24 protein-coding genes are annotated in these 22,535 nt (G+C 73.9%); 23 read left to right on the top strand and 1 reads right to left on the bottom strand.

Annotated features, from left to right (window positions below):
- Positions 1 to 2 precede the first annotated feature (2 nt).
- The 10 genes from flgI to ACLII4_RS01290 all read left to right on the top strand — a co-directional run bounded on the left by flgI (position 3) and on the right by ACLII4_RS01290 (position 8,893).
- The gene (gene flgI / locus ACLII4_RS01335; RefSeq protein WP_412069089.1) at positions 3 to 1,109 is read left to right on the top strand and encodes a flagellar basal body P-ring protein FlgI; all 1,107 of its coding nucleotides are present in this window, start codon (positions 3 to 5) and stop codon (positions 1,107 to 1,109) included.
- Positions 1,110 to 1,113: 4 nt separating this feature from the next.
- A complete protein-coding gene (locus ACLII4_RS01330; RefSeq protein ID WP_412069088.1) occupies positions 1,114 to 1,512 on the top strand; it encodes a hypothetical protein in 399 nt (132 codons plus the stop codon).
- On the top strand, positions 1,509 to 1,919 hold the full coding sequence (locus ACLII4_RS01325) for a hypothetical protein (protein WP_412069087.1): 411 nt from the start codon (positions 1,509 to 1,511) through the stop codon (positions 1,917 to 1,919). Before ACLII4_RS01330 ends, ACLII4_RS01325 begins: the two co-directional genes overlap by 4 nt.
- A gap of 12 nt (positions 1,920 to 1,931) precedes the next feature.
- Positions 1,932 to 3,284, top strand: a complete 1,353-nt coding sequence (gene flgK / locus ACLII4_RS01320) for a flagellar hook-associated protein FlgK (protein WP_412069086.1) — start codon at positions 1,932 to 1,934, stop codon at positions 3,282 to 3,284.
- 20 nt (positions 3,285 to 3,304) lie between these two features.
- Positions 3,305 to 4,189 carry a hypothetical protein gene (locus ACLII4_RS01315; protein ID WP_412069085.1) on the top strand — a complete coding sequence of 295 codons (885 nt, stop codon included), beginning with the start codon at positions 3,305 to 3,307 and terminating at the stop codon, positions 4,187 to 4,189.
- Between the two features lie 624 nt (positions 4,190 to 4,813).
- Entirely contained in the window at positions 4,814 to 6,004 is a 1,191-nt protein-coding gene (locus ACLII4_RS01310; protein ID WP_412069084.1) for a flagellin, read from the top strand.
- 240 nt (positions 6,005 to 6,244) lie between these two features.
- Entirely contained in the window at positions 6,245 to 6,601 is a 357-nt protein-coding gene (gene fliS, locus ACLII4_RS01305) for a flagellar export chaperone FliS (RefSeq protein WP_412069083.1), read from the top strand.
- 3 nt (positions 6,602 to 6,604) lie between these two features.
- Positions 6,605 to 8,140, top strand: a complete 1,536-nt coding sequence (gene fliD, locus ACLII4_RS01300; RefSeq protein WP_412069082.1) for a flagellar filament capping protein FliD — start codon at positions 6,605 to 6,607, stop codon at positions 8,138 to 8,140.
- A gap of 3 nt (positions 8,141 to 8,143) precedes the next feature.
- Positions 8,144 to 8,488: a hypothetical protein gene (locus tag ACLII4_RS01295; protein ID WP_412069081.1), complete on the top strand. Its 345-nt coding sequence runs from the start codon at positions 8,144 to 8,146 to the stop codon at positions 8,486 to 8,488.
- 51 nt (positions 8,489 to 8,539) lie between these two features.
- Positions 8,540 to 8,893: a hypothetical protein gene (locus ACLII4_RS01290; protein WP_412069080.1), complete on the top strand. Its 354-nt coding sequence runs from the start codon at positions 8,540 to 8,542 to the stop codon at positions 8,891 to 8,893.
- A gap of 251 nt (positions 8,894 to 9,144) precedes the next feature.
- Here ACLII4_RS01290 and ACLII4_RS01285 read toward each other — a convergent pair whose 3' ends face one another.
- A complete protein-coding gene (locus ACLII4_RS01285; protein ID WP_412069079.1) occupies positions 9,145 to 10,569 on the bottom strand; it encodes a sigma-54-dependent transcriptional regulator in 1,425 nt (474 codons plus the stop codon).
- A 459-nt stretch (positions 10,570 to 11,028) separates the two neighbouring features.
- Between ACLII4_RS01285 and ACLII4_RS01280 the strand changes: the two genes are divergently transcribed.
- From ACLII4_RS01280 to ACLII4_RS01220, 13 genes are all read left to right on the top strand, one after another.
- On the top strand, positions 11,029 to 11,361 hold the full coding sequence (locus tag ACLII4_RS01280; protein ID WP_412069078.1) for a flagellar basal body rod protein FlgB: 333 nt from the start codon (positions 11,029 to 11,031) through the stop codon (positions 11,359 to 11,361).
- Positions 11,362 to 11,364: 3 nt separating this feature from the next.
- Complete coding sequence (gene flgC / locus ACLII4_RS01275; protein ID WP_412069077.1) at positions 11,365 to 11,862, top strand: flagellar basal body rod protein FlgC; 498 nt, start codon at positions 11,365 to 11,367, stop codon at positions 11,860 to 11,862.
- Positions 11,863 to 11,887: 25 nt separating this feature from the next.
- Entirely contained in the window at positions 11,888 to 12,103 is a 216-nt protein-coding gene (locus ACLII4_RS01270; protein WP_412069076.1) for a hypothetical protein, read from the top strand.
- Between the two features lies 1 nt (position 12,104).
- Positions 12,105 to 12,413, top strand: a complete 309-nt coding sequence (gene fliE, locus ACLII4_RS01265) for a flagellar hook-basal body complex protein FliE (protein WP_412069075.1) — start codon at positions 12,105 to 12,107, stop codon at positions 12,411 to 12,413.
- Positions 12,414 to 12,514: 101 nt separating this feature from the next.
- Complete coding sequence (fliF, locus tag ACLII4_RS01260; RefSeq protein ID WP_412069074.1) at positions 12,515 to 14,140, top strand: flagellar basal-body MS-ring/collar protein FliF; 1,626 nt, start codon at positions 12,515 to 12,517, stop codon at positions 14,138 to 14,140.
- Between the two features lie 77 nt (positions 14,141 to 14,217).
- The gene (locus tag ACLII4_RS01255; protein ID WP_412069073.1) at positions 14,218 to 15,234 is read left to right on the top strand and encodes a flagellar motor switch protein FliG; all 1,017 of its coding nucleotides are present in this window, start codon (positions 14,218 to 14,220) and stop codon (positions 15,232 to 15,234) included.
- The gene (locus ACLII4_RS01250) at positions 15,234 to 15,896 is read left to right on the top strand and encodes a hypothetical protein (RefSeq protein WP_412069072.1); all 663 of its coding nucleotides are present in this window, start codon (positions 15,234 to 15,236) and stop codon (positions 15,894 to 15,896) included. The genes ACLII4_RS01255 and ACLII4_RS01250 overlap by 1 nt, the downstream gene beginning before the upstream one ends.
- Complete coding sequence (locus tag ACLII4_RS01245; protein ID WP_412069071.1) at positions 15,893 to 17,215, top strand: FliI/YscN family ATPase; 1,323 nt, start codon at positions 15,893 to 15,895, stop codon at positions 17,213 to 17,215. The genes ACLII4_RS01250 and ACLII4_RS01245 overlap by 4 nt, the downstream gene beginning before the upstream one ends.
- Positions 17,216 to 17,359: 144 nt before the next feature.
- Entirely contained in the window at positions 17,360 to 17,785 is a 426-nt protein-coding gene (locus tag ACLII4_RS01240) for a hypothetical protein (protein WP_412069070.1), read from the top strand.
- Positions 17,782 to 18,315 (top strand): hypothetical protein, encoded by a 534-nt coding sequence (locus ACLII4_RS01235; RefSeq protein ID WP_412069069.1) that lies wholly within the window; start codon positions 17,782 to 17,784, stop codon positions 18,313 to 18,315. Before ACLII4_RS01240 ends, ACLII4_RS01235 begins: the two co-directional genes overlap by 4 nt.
- 1,049 nt (positions 18,316 to 19,364) lie before the next feature.
- Positions 19,365 to 20,174, top strand: a complete 810-nt coding sequence (locus ACLII4_RS01230; protein ID WP_412069068.1) for a hypothetical protein — start codon at positions 19,365 to 19,367, stop codon at positions 20,172 to 20,174.
- Between the two features lie 13 nt (positions 20,175 to 20,187).
- A complete protein-coding gene (locus tag ACLII4_RS01225) occupies positions 20,188 to 20,985 on the top strand; it encodes a flagellar hook assembly protein FlgD (RefSeq protein WP_412069067.1) in 798 nt (265 codons plus the stop codon).
- Positions 20,986 to 21,135: 150 nt separating this feature from the next.
- Positions 21,136 to 22,365, top strand: a complete 1,230-nt coding sequence (locus ACLII4_RS01220; protein ID WP_412069066.1) for a flagellar hook protein FlgE — start codon at positions 21,136 to 21,138, stop codon at positions 22,363 to 22,365.
- Positions 22,366 to 22,535: the final 170 nt, after the last annotated feature.

The following is a 22,535-nucleotide window of genomic DNA, read 5'->3' as shown; positions in this document are numbered from 1 at the left end:
CAGTGCGCCTCCTCACCCTCTTCCTGCTCGCGGCCCTGGCCGCCCCTGCGCTTGCGCAGCCCGCCGCCAGCGCCCGTCTCAAAGACCTCGTGGTGCCTGCGGGCGCCGCGCCGGTCCAACTCGTCGGCTACGGGATCGTGGTCGGCCTCGACCGTACCGGCGACCGCGCTCGCGGTCGGACGAGTGCTCCGTACACCGTCCAGAGCGTGGCCAACATGCTGGAGCGGTTCGGGATCGCCGTCGACCCCAGCACGCTGTCGTCGCGCAACGCCGCCGCCGTGATGGTGACGGCGACGCTGAGCCCGTACGCCGGGCAAGGCACCGCCCTCGACGTGACCGTCGCCTCGCTCGGCGACGCGCGGTCGCTGTCGGGCGGGATCCTGCTCCAGACGCCGCTCCTCGACCAGCTCTCCGGCGGCGCGGTCGCCGCGATGGCCCAGGGCTCCGTGCTGACGGGCGCTCTGCTGGCGTCGGCCGCCGGGAGCTCGGCGCGGACCGGCCCCACGAACACCGGCCGCGTCCCGTCCGGCGGGCTCGTCGTCCGCCCGTCCACGGCCGGCGTCCGCGAGGGACCGCTCGACCTGTCGCTGCTCCGGCCCGACTTCACGAACGCTGTCGCCATCGCCGACGCCGTCAACGGCGCCTTCCCGGACGCCGCCACAGCCGTCCACGCGGGTCTGGTCCGCGTCGCGATTCCGCCCGACGCCAGCGCCGCCGGGCTGATGGCCGCGCTCGAAGGGCTGCGCGTCGGCGTCGACGTGCCCGCGCGCATCGTCGTCAACGAGCGGACCGGGACGGTCGTCGCGGGCGGTGGGGTGACGATTGCCGAGGTGATGATCACGACCGGCGGCCTGACCATCTCGACCGCCGTCGACCCCGTCGTCTCCCAGCCGAACCCGCTCTCCGATGGCGAGACGGTCGCCATCCCTGTCGGCTCCGTCGACATCGACCAGGAAACGGCCCGGTCGGTCGTCTTGCAGCCGAACACGACGGTCGCCGAGCTGGCCGCGGCGCTCAACGAACTCGGGCTTGCGGCGCGCGACGTGATCGCCGTCTTCCAGGCCATCGACCGCGCGGGCGCCCTCCAGGGCGAGCTCGTCGTCCTCTGATCCCATGACTCCGATCCAACCCGCCGCCGCCCGTCCGTCCGCCACGCCCGGCGCTCCCGACGCCAAGTCGCCGGACGAGGCGGCCCGCCAGTTCGAGTCCGTGCTCGTCCGCCAGTTTGTCGAGGTGATGACCAAGGACCTCTTCCAGAGCGACCAAGAGGGCATGATGACCGGGCAGGCCGACCTCCAGCGCGACACGCTCACGGACACGCTCACCGACCACCTGGTCGACGCGGGCACCTTCGGCATCGCCGAACTGCTGACGGCTCAGTGGGAGCGGACGGGCCGCATTCCAGACGCAGGCGGCGGGATAACGACCCCGCCGGCCGGGCCACCGACATTTTCTTCGCGCGGCCCTAAAGCCCCGCCGCCGCCCATCGATATGACGACGAGGACCCCATGACCGACCCCTTCGCTCCCGAACGCGAGGCACTCGCCGCCATCGCCGCTGCCGCTCGCGCCCAGCGCCAGGCCCTCGCGGACGCCTCCATTGAGGCGTTCGAGACCGCCGCTGCGCGCACACTCGACGCCGTCGCCGAGCTCGACCGCCGCCGCCGCGACCGCGTCCGCTTCACGGCCCGGACCGACGCGCCGGCCGCCACGGCCGCGCAGCGGACCGCGCTCGAGACCACCGCCCGGGACGCCCGGGCCGCCTGCGACGCGCTCGAGGGGGCCCTCGACCATGCGGTCACCCTCGGCCGCGACCTCGTCGGCGCCTGGCGCCGGCTCTCGGCCCCGCCGACCGCCAACGTCTACACCGCGCGTGGCGCGGTCGGTGCCCCGGTCGGCCGGGGCGCCGTCCGCACCTAGCCCCCCGGCCCCATGAGCCTCAACAGCTTGTTCTCGACGGCCCGGCAGGCCCTGCTCGCCAGCCAAGCCGCCACGAACGCCACCGGCAGCAACATCGCCAACGTCGAGACGCCGGGCTACACACGCCGGAGCGCCTCGCTCCGCGCGACGCCGGTCCAGCGCGGCGGCGTGCTCATCCAGGGGCTCCCCAGCGCCGGCGACGGCGTCCACGTCAGCTCGTTCGACCGGGCCCGCAACGGGTTCCTCGACGCCGCCGTCCGCCGTGGCCGGGCCGGGGCCGACGGGGCCAGCGAGGGGGCCGTCCAACTCGCGGCCGTCGAGAACGCCGTCGGGCCCGACGGCTCGCGCCTGCTCGATCCGCTCCGCGCGTTTTTTGGGGCGTGGTCGGCCGTGGCCGACGCGCCGACCGAGCTGGCCGCCCGGGACGCCCTCGTGTCCGAGGGCGAGCGCCTCGCCCAGACGCTCCGGATGGTCGACGCCGGGCTCGCCGGGCTCGAGGCCTCGGCCGCGACCGGGCTCGCGGCGACCGTCGAGCGCACCAACGAGCTGCTCGCCGAGGTCGCCGAACTCAACATCGCGGTCCGCACGGCCCGGTCCCAGGGGGCCGAGGACCTCGACGCGCTCGACCGCCGCGACCTCGCCTTGGACGAGCTCTCGGGGATCGCCCCGTTCGCCCTGCGCCACCAGCCCGCCGGCGACGTGACGCTGTCGCTCGACGGGATGACGGTCGTCCAAGAAGGGGAGACCCTCCCGCTCCGCGTCGTCGGCCCGCCCACCGAGCCTCAGACGGCGCTCTTCGCGACCGGCTCCTCGCGCCCGCTCCGCCTGGGTGGCATCGAGGACGGCGTGCTCGGGGCCCAGCTCGACACGCTCAGCCGCGTCCTCCCTCAGACGCGGGCCGGCCTCGACGGCCTGGTGGCCCGGCTCGTCGACAGCGTCAACACTGCGCACGCGGCGGGGACCGGCCTCGACGGCTCGACCGGCCAGCCCTTTTTCGACCCCGCCGGCACGACCGCCGCCACGTTCGCCCTCGACGCCGCCCTCACCGCCGAGAGCATCGCCGCCGGTGCGTCCGGGCCGGGCGACGGGAGCACGGCCGAGGCCATCGCCGGTCTCGGCGGGGCCCTCGACGAGACGGCCGCGCGTCTGCTCTCGGGCGTCGGCTCCGAGGTCCGCCGCGCGACGGCGGCGTCCGAGGCCAACACGGCGGCGACGGCCTACGCCGAGGCCCTGCGCTCCGGCGTCTCCGAGGTCTCGCTCGACGAGGAGATGGCCAACCTCATCAAGTTCCAGCAGTCGTACGCCGCCTCCGCGCGTGTGCTCGAGACGGCCACCCAGATGTTCGACACGCTCCTCGCCATGTAGACCTACTGGTCTCCGCTCCCATGCCCCGTCCCATCGTCACCGCCCTTACGCGCGCCGTCGCGCAGTCGACGGCCGAGCGCGCCCTCCCGGGTGCCCGGGCCGCCGTCGATCAACTCACGGCCCAGCTGGCGACGGGCAAGCGGATCCATCGGCCCTCCGACGACCCCACCGGGTTCGCACAGGCCGCGTCGCTGGCCAACCTGCAGGACGAGCTAGGCCGCTACTCCGAGTCCATCGACGCGGCGACGCTGTGGACGGACCGGACCCAGGCCGAGCTGGCGGCCGCCGGCGACCTCTTCGTCGAAGCCAAGGTCCTTGGGCTTCGCGCCGCGAACGGCGTGATCTCGACCGACGAGATGGCGGCCCAGGTCGAGGGGCTCCGCACCGAGCTCCTCACCCGGCTCAACGCCCAGAGCGAGGGGGAATACCTCTTCGCCGGGACCCAGACCACGACCGCACCGCTCGACCCGTCGGGCGCCGTCGCGGCAGGCGACTTTTCCGGTGAGCGCCGCCGCGAGGTGGCGCCGGGCCTCCGCGTGTCGCTCAACGTCACCACGGCCCTGGAGGTCGACGGCGTCGCGGCCCCGGACCGCCTCCAGGCCCTCGCCGACGCCATCCGCGGCGGCGACCCGACGGCCATGGCCGACGCGCTCGCGGGCGTCGAGGCCGGCATCGACCACTACGCCCGGCTCGGCGGCCAGAGCGGGGCCGTCACCCGGACGCTCCGCCACGCCCGCGACGCCGTCGACCTCCAGGGCCTCCAGGCCGGCGAGCGTCGGGCCCAGATCGAGGAGATCGACCTCGCCGACGTGCTCGGCGCGCTCCAGCGCCGGCAGACCGGCCTCGAAGCCGCCTTGCGCGCCACGGCCGCCACGGTCCAGCAGACGCTGCTGGACTACATCTAGGCCAGGGCCGGCCTGCGGCGCGAGCGCCTGGGCACTACATGGGCGTCGGTTCGGGCCGATACGGCACGCCGGGGGCACCGCGCCCGACGCCCTCAGTTGAGCGACACAGAGCGGTGGAGGCGTCGTCTCTCCGCTGGCGCGGCGGCTGGTCGTCATGGGAACGTCGGGCCGAGCGGGTGGACGACCTCGCCTGCGCGGCCGCCCCGCCATCCGATCGGTCGGCGGGCCAGCGCGCGCCTCGCCCACGCTGGCGGGCGACCCACGCCTGGCCCGACGACGCCTGGGGCGCCGGCGACGGCAGGCCCTGGCCGGGGCGTCCCGTGAGAGCCACGCGTCGGCCCGGTCGACCTCCCTCTTGCGTCGGCCGTCCCGCCGGTACGCGTCTGGAATCGCGACGGTTGGGCATCCCGAGGGGCACGTCCGTCGGGAGCGACTCGACCGGGAGGCCGCGAATGATGCCGCCGGTCGGGAACACGTTCGCTCCAACCCGGGCGCATGATGGGGAAATCGGCCCTGTGGCGGGGGGCGGCGTGAAAGGGCCCGGGGCGGTCTCGATAAGCGGGGCGTGGCCGGATCCCCCGGCTCGCCAGAACACCCCCCACGCACCGCCCTCCGGGTTTTGCCATGTCCTTCCGCATCAACACCAACACGCAGGCCGCGCTCGCGCTGTCCTCGCTGAACAAGACGTCGAACGAGATCGGCGCCCGCCAGCTCCGCCTCGCCACGGGCAGCCGGATCAACTCGGCCGCCGACGACTCCGCCGGCTTCACGATCTCGAACAAGCTCACGGCCACGACCCGTGGGCAGGCCCAGGCCCTCTCGAACATCGGCGACGCCAAGTCGATGCTGACCGTCGCCGAGGGCGCGCTCGGCACGACGATGGACATCCTCCAGACGATGAAGGAGAAGGCCATCCAGGCCGGCAACGACTCGCTCGGCACCGAGGAGCGCGCGGCCATCCAGAGCCAGGTCGACGCCCTCACCTCCGAGGTCAACGACATCCTGGGCGGCGCCGACTTCAACGGCAAGGCCCTCTTCAGCGACTCCGGCGCGACCACGCTCAACTTCCAGGTCGGCGACAAGGCCGCCGACACGTTCGCCGCCTCGATCTCCGCCATGGGCGTCGCCACGCTCGGCATCGGCGCCGTCAGCGCCGGCACCGGGGAGGTCGCTTCGGTCGCGACGGTCGACAGCGCGACCGTCGGCGCCAACTACACCGCGACCGACAACACGGTCGCGGTCGATGCCAGCACCTACAAGGGCGACGCCAAGGACCTCTTCTTCAAGTACGACGACACCCAGGACTCGATCCTGGTCTCGACGTCCGACAACTTCGCGAACCCGATCGCCCAGATCTCGGCCGACAACGGGGATCAGGTGTTCAACTACGACACCGGCAACGGCAGCATCGAGATCGACTTCGGCGCGCCCCTCGCGTCCACCGACGATGGCGAGGGCTTCAAGCTCAGCCTCTCGGAGTTCACCGCCGCTACGACGGCCGGCACCACGACCTCGCTGCTCGACGTGACGAGCGCGGCGGGCGCCCAGACGGCGCTCGGGACGATCGACGCGGCCATCGCGCTGGTCAACAAGTCGGCTGGCGGCCTCGGCGACGTCCAGAACCGGCTCGACTTCAAGTCCCAGAACCTGGAGAGCTCGAAGACGAACTACGAGGCGGCCAACAGCCGCATCGCCGACGCCGACTTCGCCAAGGAGCAGATGGAGGTCGTCAAGCTCCAGATCCTGCAGCAGACCGGGTCGGCCATGTTCGCCCAGGCCAACGCGGCCGGGCAGTCCGTCCTCTCGTTCTTCTAGAGCGGGCGCCTACGGGCCCGGGCTGACCCCCGGGCCTGACCAGGGCGGGTCCCATACGGGGCACCCGGTTCTGGCGAACACTACGGGCCCCGCCCTCCGGCCCGCCGGCGCTTACGCGCTGGCGGGCCGGACTCGTTTTCCGCCGGGCGGCGAATCGTTCCGCCGCCGCCCCTAAAGCGGCCCGAGCCCCCCTCGATACTGAGGGCCCCGGCTCCCCCTCCCCCCGTCTCCCCCGCCTCGATGTCCGCAGCTGCCCTCCGCCACTACCAGCACCAGGCCGTCCGGTCCGCCTCTCCCGCCGCCCTCGTCGACAAGCTGTACGGGATCGGCGTGACGGCCGCCCGCGCCGGCGACCCTGTCCGCACGCGACGCGTGCTCGTCGAGCTAAGCTCGGCGCTCGACGTCGAGCGCGGCGGCCCGCTTGCGGAGTCGCTCCGCGAGCTGTACGCCTTCGCGATCCGGTCGGCGAACGCCGGCGATCTCGGGATCGTGGCCGACCTCCTCGACGGCCTGCGCGACGCGTGGCGGGCGGGCCCGCTCGCGACCGAGCGGGCCGGCGGGCCGGTCTCCGTCGCCGAACCCGCCCTCGCCGCCTAAGCCATGCCCAGCGTCTCTACCATCGCCAACTCGGGCTCGGCCTACGAGCAGCTCATCGCCTCGGTCATCGCGGTCGAGTCGCAGCCCCGGCTCAAGCTCCGGTCCCAGCAGACCGACCAGACCGTCTACAAGGCGATCCTGAGCGACTTCTCGAGCAAGGTCTCCTCGCTCGACACGGTCCTCGACCGGCTCACAGACCCGTTCCAGTCCCCGTTCGCCGGCAAGTCCGCGACGGTGGGGAGTGGCGGCGGGTTCAAGGCCACGGCTGCCGACGGCGCCAGCCCCGGCCGCCACCAGGTCCAGGTCACGCAGCTGGCCCAGGCCGACGCCCGGCTCTCGCGCCGCGTCGACGACGCCGGGACCGCGCTCGCCGACAAATTTATCGACCCCGGCGATCCCGGCGACCCCGGCGGCCCGTTTGGCGTCCCCCCGCCGACGCCGCCGACGCCCGACGCGTTCGGCGAGCGCACGTTCACCGTTCAGATCGCCCAGCCCGACGGCGCGGACCCCGTCGACCTGGTCGTCCGATACACCCCGGCCGAAGGCGACACCGACGGCGGCATCGTGACCGGGCTTTCGGCCGCCATCAACGCCGCCGCGTCCGAGGCCAAGGCGGACGGGCGGCTTGCCGAGGGGACCGGCGTTGCGGCGACGGTCGTGTCAGAAACCGACGGGACCTCGCGGCTCTCGCTCCGCAGCGCGGCCACCGGCTACGACAACCGGCTCACCTTCTCCGACCCCGACGGCATCCTGGCCGAGCTCCAGGTCGACCGGACGGCCGTCCGGTCGGGCACGGGCGGCGGCGCCGTCTACGCGGTCGGCACGAGCGCCGAGGACTCGGGGCTGAGCGCGACCCTCGAGATCGACGGGCTCCAGATCACCCGGGGCTCCAACACCATCGACGACGCGCTCGCCGGCATCACGTTCTCGCTGACGGCCGTGTCTGAGGGGCCGGTCTCGCTCGACGTCGGGTCCGACGCCAAGGGCATCCGCTCTGAGGTCGACGCCTTCGTGAGCGCCTACAACAAGCTCATCGGGTTCGTCCGCTCGAAGTCGGCCATCGACCCCGAGGCCGGCACGCGGGGCGTGTTCGCGAGCGACTCCGCCGTCCGCGGGCTCCAGTCCGGGCTCCGCGGCGACGTCGCGCGGCAAGTCCCCGGCGACGGCGACGTCCGGAGCCTCGCCGACCTCGGTATCACGGCCGAGCGCGACGGGACCCTCAAGGTCGACGCGGCCAAGCTCACGGCGGCGATCGAGGCCTCGCCCGACGCCGTCGGCGCCCTCTTCTCCGGCGACGATGGGATCGCCGCCCGGCTCGCCGCTCGGACGGAGGGGCTGACCGGGGCCTCCGGCACGATCGCCCAGCGCAAGGAGACGGCCGACGGCCGGATCAAGCGGCTCGACGACCAGATCAAGCGGTTCGACGCCCGACTGACCCGGCGCGAGGACTCGCTCCGCGCCCAGTTCGCGCTCCTCCAGGAGATCTCGACGCGGGCCCAAGGCCAGCAGGCCTCGATCGCCGGCCTCTTCTACTACTAAGCCATGCCCACGCCCTACCACCACGTCCTCGACGCTGGCGACCGCCTGATCGCCTCGGTCGCCGACGGCGACTTCGACCGCGCGGCGGCCGCGCTCGACGCGCGCGGCGCACTCATCGACGCGCTCGGCCCGGCGCCGGGCCCGCCGCCGGCCGACCTCGTCGAGCGGTTCCGCCAACAGGACGCCCGACTGTCCGACGTCCTGCGGGGCGGCCTGCGCTCGCTCGCTGACGACCTCGCGGCGACGGGCCGCACCGCCACCGCCGCCGGCGCCTACGCCCGCCCCGCACCGCCCGCGCACCTCGACACGGGCCGGCGATCCGCCCGCTCTTCACAGAGCGCCGGTTAAGTGGCCCCGCAACCGCTCGACTCTCTTGACACCCTCCGACCCCATCCCGTCATGACCATCCCCGACCGCCCCGATCCGCAGGCGACGCCGCTGGCTGCTGCGGTCCGCCCGGTCCGCCCCGACGCCACCGCGGCCGAGCGCGAGCGCTCCGCCGCGGGCGCCCCGCCGCCCGCCGAGGCCGGCGACCGGGTCGAGATCTCGGCGGCGGGCCGCGCGCAAGCCGCCACCGGCTCGACGGGGGCGAACGCCGACCTCGACTCCGCCCGCGTCGCCCTCCGCTCCGGCGCCGACCTCGGCGCCGCCCGCGTCGAGTCGCTCCGCGCCGACGTGCGTGCCGGCCGCTTCGACCAGCCCGAGGTCATCGCCCGGGTGGCCGAGGCCGCCGTCCAGAACCTCACCGAATGAGCCGAGCGGAGCCGGGCCGCCGTGAAGGCGCCGACTCCGCTCGGGACCGGCTCGCCAGAGACCGGTAGCTAAAATGGGGTACGGACTCTGGGCGTCCGCTCGGTCATCCCACCCCGTAGGGCGGGCATCGCCGGAGGCCGTCGGGCCCGCTGCCACGGCAGGGGGCCCGACGGCCTTTGTAGTCGCTCAGGAAAACACGGGGTAGGGCGTCGGTTGGTCCAGTGGAGAAACTCTCGAGTCCGCGGTGCGCTCTAGGCCGCGAGCGGGAGCGTCCCTTCCTCGCGGTACTTCTTGAGCTTGTTGCGGATGGTCCGGTCCGAGATCCCAAGCTGCTCCGCGGCGCGGACTTGGTTGCCCCCGCACGTGTCGAGGGCCTTCAGAATCATGGCCCGCTCCATCTCGTCGAGCGTCGTCACCGAGCGGGCGCGGGCCGCGAGCCCGCCCGACGGCGGCGCGTGGTCGACCAGGTCGGCGTGGTCCACGTCGGCCACCTCGATGGTCTCGCGCTCGGCGGAGAGCACCACGCCTCGGTGGACGAGGTTCTCGAGCTGGCGCACGTTGCCGGGCCAGTCGGCCGCAGCGAATCGGGCGAGCAGCGCCTCCGAGAGCGCCTTCGGGCCGAGCCCGTAGAGCGCGCGGTACTTCTCGACGAACACGTCCGCGAGCAGCGCCACGTCGTCGCCCCGCTCGCGCAGCGGCGGGAGCGCCACCGGGAACACCGCCAGTCGGTGGTAGAGGTCGTCGCGGAAGGCGCCCTCCGCGATGGCGTTCGTGACGTCGCGGTTGGTGGTCGCCACGATGCGCACGTCGACGGCCTTGGGGCGCCGTGCGCCGACGGCCTGGACCTCGCCCTCCTGCAGCACGCGGAGCAGCTTGGCCTGGATGCCGGGGTCCACCTCGGTCACCTCGTCGAGCAGCAGCGTCCCGCCGTCGGCCTCCTCGAAGACGCCGGTGTGGTCCGCCACGGCGCCGGTGAAGGCGCCCTTCTTGTGGCCGAAGAGCGCGCTCTCGACCAGCTCGCGCGGGAGGTTCGCGCAGTTGACGGCCACGAACGGGCCCGTCCGCCCACTCCGGGCATGGACGTACCGCGCCATGACTTCCTTGCCCGTCCCGCTCTCCCCGTGGACGAACACGGGCGCCTGGCTCGCGGCCACGCGGTCGGCGAGGTCGCGGAGCCGCACGATCGCCGGGTGCTCGCCCACGAACGTGACGCCTGCCGCGGTTGCCTTGCCGCCGCCCGAGGCCGCTCGCCCGAGCCGCCGCCGCCCGCCGATGTCCGTCAGGTCGGAGTGCTTCGCTGTCCGCCGCGCCTCGATCTGGCCGAGCACGCGGTCCGCCAGCCCGTCGACCGAGAAGGGCTTCGGCAGGTAGTCGACGGCGCCGCTCGTCATCGCCTGCACGGCGTGCTGCACGCTCGCGTGGCCCGTCATCATGATGGCCGGCATCGACGGGTAGTTCTCGCGGACGTGCGCCAGCAGCTCGAACCCGTCCATGTCGGGCATCTGGAAGTCGGTCAGCATCAGGTCGAACGGCTGATCGCGGAGCAGCTCGACGGCCGTCATCGCGTCGCCGGCCGTCGTCACGGAGGCACCGCGGCGGCCCAGCAGCCGAGACACGACGTCGCGGAGGGGGAGTTCGTCGTCGACGAACAGGACGCGGGGAGGGGCGTCAGCCATGGGTGGTGGGATCTGTCGGGGTGAGCACGCCGGGGGGGCACGGCGGGAGGAATCGCAACCGGTAAAGTAGAGAGCAGCCTAGGGGATGTGGTAGTATTGGAAGACTATCCCTGGATACAGGTTTTTTCGCAAGCGGAATAAATTAAATTCCTACCATCGGACTGGCGATTGGACGTCCGGGGGGCGAGGCGACGGCCGGCTGGGCTGCTCCGCCCCAGGCCCAGCGCCGCTCTCATGAAGGGGGTACGGCCGGGTATCGTGTCAAACATAGGCGCACGGGGCGGCGGTGCGGGGCAAGCCTTTCCACTCGGCCCGGACGATGATTCCGTCTGTTGGAACAAGGAGCTCGCACATGTGGCTGAAAGGAGGGAGTAGGAGGGCGTATGGGCGGGTTCGCGTCGGGGGAGAGGATCCGGCATCCCCTTGGCAAGGGGCGAAGACCTCCGGGAAACCCCCACGATGAACACCCCCCCCCTCCAGCTCCTTCGCAACGCCATGCAGGCCTATGCCTGGCGAATGGAAGGTCTCGCTTCGAACGTCGCCAACCTCGACACCCCCGGCTACGACCGGCTGGAGGTCCGCTTCGAGGAGTCCCTCCAGCGCGCCCGGCGCGGCGGGCCGGGCCTGGCCCAAGAGGTCGGCGCCGAGATGCTCCAGGAGGACCGCGCGCCCGTGCTCGAGGACGAGCTGATGGCGCTCGCCGACACCCAGATGCGCGTCCAGCTCGCCACCCGCGCGCTGCACGAGCACTTTTCGTTGGTCCGCACCGGGATCACCGGCCGGACCGGCTAAGCCATGCTCTCTCCGCTCCGCTCCTTTAGTCCCTTCCGAACGGCCGCTCGCGGCCTCGAGGCCCAGCGCATCGCGCTCGGCGTGGCGACCGAGAACGTCGCCAACGCCACGACGACGCGGACAGCCGACGGGGCCGTCTATCAGCCCAAGCGGGCCGTCCACGAGGCCCCCGCGGCGCTCCGGCGCTTCCAGGCCTCGCTCGGCCACGCCACGCTCGCCCTCCGCGGCACCGACGCCCGCCACATCGGCGGCTCGACGCGGGCTCGGCTGGCGGACGGGCCGGAGCTCGGCCCCCAGACCGAGGTCGTCGGCGAGGCGCGTGAGCGGCTCGAATACGACCCCACGCACCCCGACGCCGACACCGACGGATACGTCCATTACCCGGATGTAAATGTCGTCGACGAAATGGCCCGGATGATCTCTGCCAACCGGATCTACGAAGCCAACCTCACATCCGTGAAGGCGGCCAAGGAGATGATCAAACGATCGCTCGACATCTGACCTCCCACCCAGGCTCACACCTGCTATGACCGGACTCACGTTCCAGACCTCACGCCCGGCCGTCGTCGCTGCGCCCCGCGCCCCGCTGGCGGCCGCGGCCGCCAAGCTCTCCGCCGCCGAGCACGCCCGGATCGCCGACGCCTTCCCGGCGAAGCCGACGGTCGCCCAGCGCCTCTACGGCGCCGACCGCTCGGTGCAGGCCGCGCCCGCTCTCGGCGGCCGGCTCGACCTCCGGGGCTGAGATGACCGTCGCCGCCCTCGCCGCCCGCGTCCAGTCCGGAGGCCCGATCCGGGTTCAGAGCCAGCCCTCCGAAGGGCCCTCACCGAAGGGCCCCGCCTTCCGCGAGACGCTGACCGACGCCGTCGACCGCGTCGACGCAGCGCAGAAGACGGCCGACGCGCAAGTCGAGTCCTTCGTCGCGGGCGAGACCGACAACGTCCACGACGTGACGATCGCGCTGAACCAGGCCGAGCTCCATTTCCAGATGCTCGCCGAGGTCCGCAACAAGCTGCTCGACGGCTATCAGGAGCTCATGCGGATGCAGGTGTAGCGAGGTCCGCGGTGATCGGTCGTCGGTCATCTCCATCCTGCTGCTGCCCCGAGGTCGGACCCCCGACCACCGAGAACTGACCACCGAGAACTGACAACCCCATGCTCGCCCGCTTCCGCCAGTCCTTCGACCAGCTCCCGCCCGCGCGCCGCCTCCAACTGGCGGCCGTGGTGGTGGGCACCGTGGTGGCGCTCCTGGCCGTCGGCCGGTGGGCGTCCCAGCCCGACTACGCCCTCCTGTTCGGGAGCTTGCCCGCCGCCGACGCCGGCCGCATCGTCGAGCAGCTCGACGCGCAGGGCGTGACCTACGACCTGCGCGACGGCGGCACGGCGGTTTACGTGCCCAGCGACGAGGTCTACGGCCTGCGCCTGCGGATGGCGACCGAGGGGCTGGTCTCGGACGGCCCGGCGGGCTACGAGCTGTTCGACGGCGGCACGCTGGGCATGACCGACTTCATGCAGAGGCTCAACATGAAGCGGGCGCTCGAAGGGGAGCTCGCGCGGACGATCGGCGCGATCCGCCAGGTGCGGCGTGCGCGTGTCCACTTGGTGCTCCCGGAGCGGAGCCCGTTCCGCGACCGCCAGGCCGCCGCCAGCGCGTCCGTCGTGCTGGGCGTCGGCGGGACGCTCGCGCCGGACCAGGTGGCCGGGATCGCCGCGCTCGTGGCGGGCGCCGTCGAAGGGATGTCGCCCGCCGAAGTGACCGTGCTCGACGAGGCCGGCCGGATGCTGACCGGCCCGGGCGCCAGCGGCGCCGACGCCGGGCTCTCGACGACCCAGGTCCGGATGCGGCAGGAGGTAGAGGGCCACCTCGCCGAGGCGGGCCAGTCCATGTTGGACCGGATGCTCGGGCCCGGCCGCGCCGTCGTCCGCGTCGCCGCCGACCTCGACCTCTCGCGGACCAGCACCGAAACGCAGGAGGTCGACCCGGAGAGCCAGACCGTGCTCTCGGAGGAGACGCAGGCCGAGACCGGCCAGGGCGTCGGCGCCGAGTCGTCGGTCCGCAACTTCGAGGTCAGCCGCACGACGACGCGGTCGGAGCGCGAGGCCGGCACCATCCGCACGCTGACCGTGTCCGTCCTGCTCGACGAGGCCGCCCCGGCCCCCGAGCTCGCCCGCCCGCCGGAGGGTGGGGAGGCGACGCCGACGCCGTTCACCGACGACCAACTCCGCCAGATCGAGTCGCTCGTCAAGAACGCCGTCGGGTTCGACGACGAACGTGGCGATCGCTTCGCCGTCCAGCAGATCCGCTTCTCGGCACCGCCCGAGGCCGAGGCCAGCCTCTTTGCGAATGTCGACGCGTCGGTCTACATCGGGCTCGCGCTCCGCTATGGCGTGATGATCCTGGTGCTGCTGCTCGGCTACCGACTGCTCCGCCGCCTGGCCGACGGCGCGCTCGCCCCGGCCGACGCGGACGCCGCGCGCGGCGACCTCTCCGACACCCCGCAGCTCGCGCCGGCCGCGGCGCCCGCGCTGGCCGGCGCGCCCGGCCAACCCCAGCTGGCGGTCGGCGCGGACGGCCAGCTGCTCGGGCTCTCCGAAGCGGGCGCCCGGGCCACCATCGAGGCGGTCGAGGGCGACCCGTATGCCGCCAAGCTCTCGCCCGAGGCCCGACGGCTCGCGGAGGCGAGCGAGCTCGTCGAGAGCCTCCGCGCGTCGGTCGCCGCCGACGCGCCCGCCGCCGCCGCCACCGTCCGCACCTGGCTCCGCGAGCCGGTGGGCGCCTGAGTCCGTGGCTCGGGGGCTCCGTGCCACCGACCGACCCACCGCCGCCCCGCCGCCTCACCCATCCCACCGACCGACCGATGCTCACCTCCTCTTCCTTCGACGCCTTGACGGGCACCCAGCGAGCGGCCGTGCTCGTCGTGGCGCTCGGCGTCGAGACCGCCAGCCAGCTGCTGCCCGCGCTCGACGACGACGAGGTCGAGCGGCTGACCGTCGAGGTCGCCCGCCTCGACCGCGTCCCGGCCACGCTCGTCGCCGACGTGCTGGCGGCGTTCGCGGCCGCCTCGGGCCAGGAGACGCCCGTCGAGGCCGCCGGCGGGCTCGACGCCGCGCGCGCCCTGCTGGGAGGGCTCGACGGGGACCGCGCCGGGCTGATCCGCCCCCGCGTCGAGGCCGCCACCGAAGGGGCCGGGTTCGACCTTGTCCAGTCCGTCCCGTCGACCGAGCTGGCGGAGTTCCTCGCCGAGGAGCACCCCCAGGCCGCCGCCGTCATCCTGTCGCGGCTGCCCGCGCGCCCCGCCGCCGACGCCCTCGGCCACCTGCCCGAGGCGCTGCGCGGCGACGTGATCCGCCGCTTGTCGACGCTCGCGACGCCGCCGCCCGCTGCCCTCGCCTCGCTCGACGCCGCGCTCCGCGCCCGCTTCGGCGGCACTCGGGAGAGTGGTCCGAAGGGTCCCAAGCGCGCCGCCGACATCCTGATGCAGTCCGGCCGAGCGACGGGCCGCGCCGTGCTCGACGACCTCCAGCGCACCGACCCCCAGCTCGCCGACGAGATCGAGGGGATGCTGTTCGTCTTCGAGGACCTCGGCCGGATCGACCCGCTGGCGCTCGGCCGCGTGCTCTCGGCCTCCGACCAGGGCGCCCTGGCGCGCGCCCTCAGCGCCGCCGACGCCGACCTGTCCGACCGCGTCTTCGCCAACGTCAGTGAGCGCGTCGGCGCGGCGCTCCGCGAAGAGATCGAGATGGCCGGCACCGTCGCCCCGGCCGATGTGGAGGAGGCGCAGCGGGCCGTGGTGGCCGTCGCCCTCGAACTGGCCGAGGCCGGCAGCATCTCGCTGGAGCCGGTCCCCGAGCAGGTCGCTGAGCCGGTCGCCTGATGATGCCCCTCGCCCGTGTCCTCCGCCAGCCGACCGCCGCCGCCTACGCCTTCGGGGCGCTGGGCGACCCGCCCATCGAGCCGTTCGTCTTCGAGCCGATGCCGGAGCCCGACCCGCCCGGCGCCTTCGTGGCGGGCCGCGAGGCCGGGCTCGCCGAAGCGGAGGCCCAGGTAGAGGCCCTTCAGGCCGAGGTCGACCGGCTGGCCGCCGCGCTCGACGACGCTCGCGCCGCCGCCGCCAAGCGCGCCGCCTTCGCCGAGACCGCTGCCGCCGCGCTCCGCACCCGGTGGGACGAGGCCGTCCGTGGCCTTGAAGCCCCGCTCATCGAGCTGGCGGTCGAAGTCGCCGAGGCCGTCCTCGACGCGCCTCTCGGCCCGGCCCAGCGCGCCGCCGCCGAGGCCGCGCTCTCTAGCGCCGTCGACGCCGTCAGCGGCACGGCGCCGGTGACCGTCGCGCTCCACCCCGTCGACCTGCTCCACGTCCAAGAGACCGGTTTGGCCGCCTCGATCGAGGCGACGCACCCCGGCTTGCGCTGGGAGGCCGACCCCGCCCTCGCGGAGGGCGACTGGGGCGTCTCGACCTCGACGGCCGCCATCCAGCGCATCCGCACCGACATGATGACCGCGCTCCGCTCCCGCCTCTCCGTCGCCCCGACCTCATGATCGCCGAAGCCCTCCGCACGCTCCGTCAGTCGCCGCCGCGCCCCGCCCACTTCGGGCGCGTCCTGTCGGCGACCGGGCTCGTCATCGAGGCGACCGGGCTGGAGGCGGCCATCGGCGAGATGTGCACGATCCGGCCCGACACCCGGACCGGCGCCCCGGTCTCCGCCCAGGTCATCGGCATCCGGGGCGAGGCCGCCCTGCTGATGCCGCTCGGCGAGGCCGCCGGCCTCCGCGCGGGGAGCCTGGTCGAGCGCGGCACGCGCGAGCACGCCGTGGCCGTCGGCGACGGCCTGCTGGGCCGCGTCGTGGACGGCGCCGGCCAGCCGATCGACGGGCTCGGCCCGCTGCGGCTGGCCGAGAGCCGCGCCGTCCGCGCGGCCCCGCCCGCCCCGCTCGACCGCCAGCTTATCGACGCCCCGCTGTCGACCGGCGTCCGCGCCATCGACGGGCTTTTGACGATGGCCAAGGGCCAGCGCGTCGGCATCTTCGCCGGCTCGGGCGTGGGGAAGAGCACGCTCCTCGGCACCATCGCCGCGCGCTCCGAGGCCGACGTCAACGTGATCGCGCTGATCGGCGAGCGTGGGCGCGAGGTCCGCGAGTTCGTCCACGACACCCTGGGGCCCGAGGTGCTGGCGCGGTCCGTCGTCGTCGCCGTCACCGGCGACCAGGCGGCGCTGGCGCGCGTCAACGGCGCGCTCGTGGCGACGGCCATCGCCGAGCATTTCCGGGATGCCGGAAAGGATGTCCTACTGATGATGGACTCGGTGACGCGCGTCGCTCAGGCTCAGCGTGAAATCGGACTGGCCGCGGGCGAGCCGCCCACGACGCGCGGCTACACGCCCAGCGTGTTCGCCCTGCTGCCGCGGATCCTGGAGCGCGCCGGGCCCGGTGCCGTCGGCACCATCACGGGCCTGTTCACCGTCTTGGTCGACGGCGGCGACCTCGACGAGCCCATCGCCGACGCCGTGCGCGGCATCTTGGACGGGCACATCGTGCTGTCCCGCAAATTGGCCGATTCGGGCCACTTTCCGGCCATCGACGTGCCCGCCAGCGTCTCCCGCGTGATGCCGCGCGTGACGACGGAGGCCCACCAGCAGGCGGCCCGCGACGCCCGCGCGCTCATCGCCGACTACCGTGACGTGGAGCCGCTCGTCCGGGTCGGCGCCTTCGCGTCCGGGCAGGACCCCGCCGCCGACCGCGCCGTCGCGCTCCAGCCCGCGCTCACCGCCTTCTTGCGGCAGGGCCCGGACGAGGCCGCTGACGACGTGGCCGCGGCGCTCGCGGCGCTCGTGGCCCGGTCGTTGCCAGTCGTGGCATGATGCTGATCTCACCCGCCGCCGTCCGTCTGCACCGTCCTCGCCTTCGGGCTGAGGAGCGGGCGAGTAGAGAAGAGGGATAGAGGGCTGCCAACGAGCACCCTCTCCTCTTCTCGTCCCTCCCTCTTCTCGCATTTCGCCTCCCCCATGGCTCGCTCCCGCTTCCGCTTCCCCCTCGACCCCGTCCTGCGCCTGCGCGAGCGGTCGGTCGACACCGCGCGCGAAACGCTGGGTACCGCCGTCGCCACACGGCGGACGGCCGAGGCCATCGCCGACCGAGCCGCCCAGGCGTTCGACGCCGCGCTGGCGCCGACCGACACGACGACCGTCGCGGCCTTCGGCGGGCAGGCGGCCCACCGCGACCGCTTGCGCCGCGCCGAGGCCGCCACCGCCGCCGCCGCCGAGCGCGCCCTCGCCGACGAGCGCGAGGCCCGGACCGCCCTGGCCAGTGCGCTCCGCCAGCACCAAGCCGTGGACGCGCTCCGCGACGCCGCCGCCGAGACCCACCGCGCCGACGCCGCCCGCGCCGAGATCGCCGAGCTCGACGACCTCGCCACCCTCCGTGCCCGATGAAGACGCTCTTGCTCACCGTCGGCTTGACCGGCATGTTCTTCGCCGTCGGCGTCCTCTTCCTTCGGGGCGGGTTGCCCGGCCAGACGTCCGACGACGAGGCACGTGCCGACTCCAGCGCGAGCGCCCCCGTCGCGGCCGCCGAGGTCGATGCGATCGCCGACGAGCTCGCCACGCTCCAGCGGCGCTTGGCCGAGGCCGAGTCCCAGGCCGACTCCTTGCGCCGCGTCATCGACGCCCGCGACGTGGACGCCACGGGGGCCGACGCCGAAGCCACCGCCGCCGACATGCAGGTGACCGCCGAGTTGGCGACCACGCTGGCCAAGATGGAGGACGACCCGCTGGCAGCCGTCGTCCAGCGCTTGGACGGCCGCTCCTTCGTGCGCCTTTACGACGCCGCCTCCGCCCGCAACCGAGGCCGCCTGCTCGACGCGCTGACGCCCGCCCAGGCCGCCGCCTTCGTGCGCCACCGCCTCCCCGGCAGCGCCCCCGTCCACCTCGCCTCGGCCGCCGACACCACCGCCTCCCGATGATGCCCGCCCTCGACACGCTCTCCGCACTCGGCGCGCCCTCCGCTGCCTCCGCCGACGCTCCTGCTCCCGCCCCGGGCTTCGGTGCCCTGTTGTCGGCCTCCTCGAGCCCGCCCGCGCCGCCCGCTGCGCCGTCCGAGGCGCATCCCGAGGCGCCGCCGGAGAGCCATGCGTACCCGCTGGACGGGCGCGGGCTCCAGTCGTCGGCCGTCTCGCTTCCGCTGGAGGGGCTTTCGACCTCGGTGGACGGCCTCCCCGGCCTCACCCCGCAGCCCGGCCCGTCGGCCGACGACGAGGCGGCCGTTGTCGCTGCCGACACGGTGGGGGAGGAAGTGCCGGATGGCACCGCGCACGCGGAGGACGCGTCCACGGCGCTCCCCGCTGCAGGCGAGGATGCGGCGGCCTCGGACATTGGGCAGGTCCCGGAGATGATGACCTCCTCGGGTACCCGTCGCGCGGCGTCGGGCGATCAAACGCCGGTCCCCGGCAAGACGGTGGCGGAGGAGCACCCGAGCGCAGCGCTGGCGGGCCTTTCGCAGCGGGCCACCGGTGACCCGGCGAATGCTCCGGAGTCCACGACACAGCGGGGGAATCCGCCTCCCCCGGCCGCCTCGCCCGACCGCAGAACGCACGCGACCGAGGTGCCGCTCGCAAAGGGAAGCGTCTCGTCGTCCGCGCCCGGCACGGGTGCAGCCGCCGACGCCTCGCTGAACGCCGCAGGCCCGTCGGCACGGGCCGCTGAGGGAGGGGAGAGGCCCTCGGATGGGTCCGTCCAGACCCCGTCCGCGCCGGAGCCGACGAGTCGGGTTCGCGCGCAGCCTCTGGCAGACGCCCTGCCCTCCCCTGATCCCCGCGGCGACACGCGTGGCCCGCTGGCGGATACCCCTGCATCGACGGGCCTGCGCGGCGATACCCGTGGCCCGCTCGCGGAGGTTCCCTCGACGACCCACCGCCCACTTCCGTCCCCAGCGTCCACGCCGTCTCCGGAGTCCGGAAAGACTCCCGCGACGCGAAGCTCCTCCGAGACGACGCCGGCGCCCTCCGGGGGCGACGTGCGCACGGCCCCGCAAGCCGTCGCCGACGCCCTCCGCGAGGCGGCCGTGCCGACCCGGCGCGACCCGGCGAGCCGCTCCGCCCAGATCGACGCACCGGTGGGCGATCCCCCGGCGTCCCGGTCCGTCCCCGCTTCCGCCCAGTCGGGCGACGTCGACGCACACGCTCCATCCGCGCAGCCCCTCCCGACCGCACCGTCCGTGCGGAGCGCGGGGCTTGCCCCCGGGCCGATGCCCGCCGCTGAGGTTGCCGCCGCGCTGGCGGCCGTCGCCAGCGACGAGGCCGAGCTCGGGGCGCCGGACGCCAGCCTGGCCGAAGGCCCCGACGGGGTCGTCGGTGGCGCCGCATCCTCCTCCCCTTCCGCGACGACCCGCGCCGAGGCGCCGGCCCGGCTCGCCGCTCCCGCGTGGGGCCGCGCGCTCGACGCCGCCGGGGGCCGGGCCGTGCGGCTCGACCTCCCCGACGGCGGCTCGGTCCGCTTGCAGGCCGCCTCCGGCGCCGACGGCGTCGCCGTGTCGGTCCGGTTCAGCGACCCCGACCTCCAGGCGCTGGCGGGCGCCCACGCCGCCCAGCTCCGCGAGGTGCTCGACGCCCACTTCGGCGAGCCGGTCCGCCTCACCATCGCCGACGCCTCGGCGGCCTCCGCCGACGGACGTGCCGACGGACGTGCCGACGGCGACGCCTCCGGCTCTCCCGGTGACCGCCCGCACGGTGGTCACGGTGGCCCCGGCCCGCCCGACCCGACTTCGTCCACCCCCACGCCCTCGCCCGCCCCGGTCGTCACCGGCCGCTACGAGTGGTTCGGCTAAGCCCCCTGCCTCCATGACCGTTTCCTCCGCGACCACCCCCACGACCTCGGCTTCCACAGCCGGCGCCCTCGGCGGCCCCGACTTGGGGCGCGACGAGTTCCTGCAACTGCTCGTCGCTCAGCTCCGCAACCAGGACCCGACGAACCCGCAGGACGGCCACGAGTTCGCCGCCCAGCTGGCCCAGTTCTCCACCGTCGAGCAGCTCACGAGCATCAACGAGTCCGTCCAGGGGCAGGCCCGTCTGCTTTCCGGGCTGACGTCGGGCGTCCAGGGGCTCCAGGCCGGGCAGTCGGCAATGGCCGGCCGGCTCTCCAGCCGGATCGACCTCGGCTCGGCGACGGCGCTAATCGGCCAGACGGTCGAGATGAGCGGCGCGAGGGTCGAGTGGAGCGGTGGCGCGCCGGTCGACATCCCCGTCCGTGTAGGCGCCGAGGTCCGTGAGGTCACCGCCGTCGTCCGCGACGCCAGCGGGGCGGTCGTTCGCACGCTCCGTGCCGGCGGCCACGCCGCCGGTGGCCTGACGATCGAGTGGGACGGCTCGCTCGACGATGGGTCCGCCGCTCCCAACGGCACCTACTCCGTCAGCGTCTCGGCCGTCGGCGCCGACGGCGCGGCCGCCCCGGCCACGGCCGTCACGAGGGGCACCGTCGACCGGCTGACCATCGAGGGGGACGGCGTCTTCCTCTGGGTCGATGGCCGCCCGATTCCCTTTGCCGACCTGCTGTCCGTCCTGCCCGGCGCGCCGCCCGCATCGCCCGCGTCCGGCCTCACCCGGCCGGACTCGGCGGGCACCTTCGACCTCTCCCCGTAGCGCCCATGACCCGACCGCCGACCTGACCGACCGCGCCGCCCCGGCGCTTTCTGCATTCTCCCGACCCGCTCCCCGCCTCGTCCGAGGCCGCCCCGTCCGGGGCCAGGGCCCCCGCCGCGACGCTCCCGTCCGGCCCATCCTCCCGCTCACATGATTCGCTCCCTCCGCACCGGCATCACCGGTCTCCGCAGCAGCCAGCTCCGCCTCGACGTCATCGGCAACAACATCGCCGGCGTCAACACGGCGGGCTTCAAGCGCTCCCGCGTCCTGTTCCAGGACGCCCTCGCCCAGAACGTCTCGACGGGCGGCCGGCTCACCGGTCAGAACACCTCTATGACCTCCGACGTCGGCAACGGCGTGTCCGTCTCGGCCGTCGACCAGGTCTGGAGCCAGGGCGCCCTCGAGTACACCGACCTCGCCACCGACCTCGCCATCGCGGGCGACGGGTTCTTTGTGGCCTCCAGCGCCCAGGGCAACGTGCTCACGCGCAACGGCGCCACGCTCTTCGACGCCGACGGGTTCTTGGTGACGACCGGCGGGTTGCGCGTGCAGGGCTGGCTGGCGGGCCCCAACGGCACCATCCAGACGGGCGCGCTCGACGACATTCAGGTGGACCCGAACGCGAGCGACCCGCCCGTCCAGACCAGCGAGATCACGGTCGCGGGCAACCTCGCCTCCGACCGGGCCATCGACCCCGACGACCCGGTGACGATGTCGTCGGTCATCTACGACGGCACGGGCCGCGCCTACACGGCGGTGTTCGAGGTCGAGAAGACGGCCGAGGGCGCGTGGTCGGTCACCGGCGCCAAGCTCATCGACGGCGACACCGAGACCGACCTGACCATCGCCAACGGCGACCTCACCTTCGACACCGACGGCAAGCTCCTGACCGGCGGGGACGTCGACATCACGGGCGCCTTCCCGGACGGCTCGGCGCTCGCCTTCGACCTCGACCTGACGACCGTCACGCAGTACGGCGGCTCTACGACCACGGCCGTCGAGAGCCAGAACGGATCGGCGGTCGGCGAGCTCGTCGACTTCGGGTTCGACCAGGCGGGCACGTTGGTCCTCTCGTTCTCGAACGGCCAGCGCCGGCCCGTTGCCCAGCTCGCCATCGGCATGGTCGGCAACCCCGACGGGCTGTCGCAGGTCGGCGACGGGTTCTACACGACCACCGCGGCATCGGGCGATCTCCAGATCGGCCGCGCCGGATCGGAGATCTCGGCCGGCGTCATTTCGGGCGCCCTCGAGTCGAGCAACGTGGACCTCGCCCAGGAGTTCACCGAGATGATCATCGCCCAGCGCAGCTACCAGGCCAACGCCCGGGTCATCACGACCTCGGACGAGCTGCTGCAGGAGACGGTCCAGCTCAAGCGATAAGCCAGTCGTCGGCTTCGCGACGGCGGCTCCGGGACGTGGTCTCCGGAGCCGCCGTTTGTCGTGAGGGGCGCGCGCCCGCTGGCGGGCGTCGTCGAGGGGCGGGTGGCGAGGCAAACAGCCGGGCGGTACGGCACGCGAGCGTTCCTGCCCACAGGGTCCGAACGGAGCGG

This window comes from Rubrivirga aquatilis (assembly GCF_046845665.1).
Lineage (GTDB): Bacteria > Bacteroidota > Rhodothermia > Rhodothermales > Rubricoccaceae > Rubrivirga.
The sequence above is the reverse complement of the archived record's forward strand: the minus strand, read 5'-3'. Positions and strand labels throughout refer to the sequence as shown.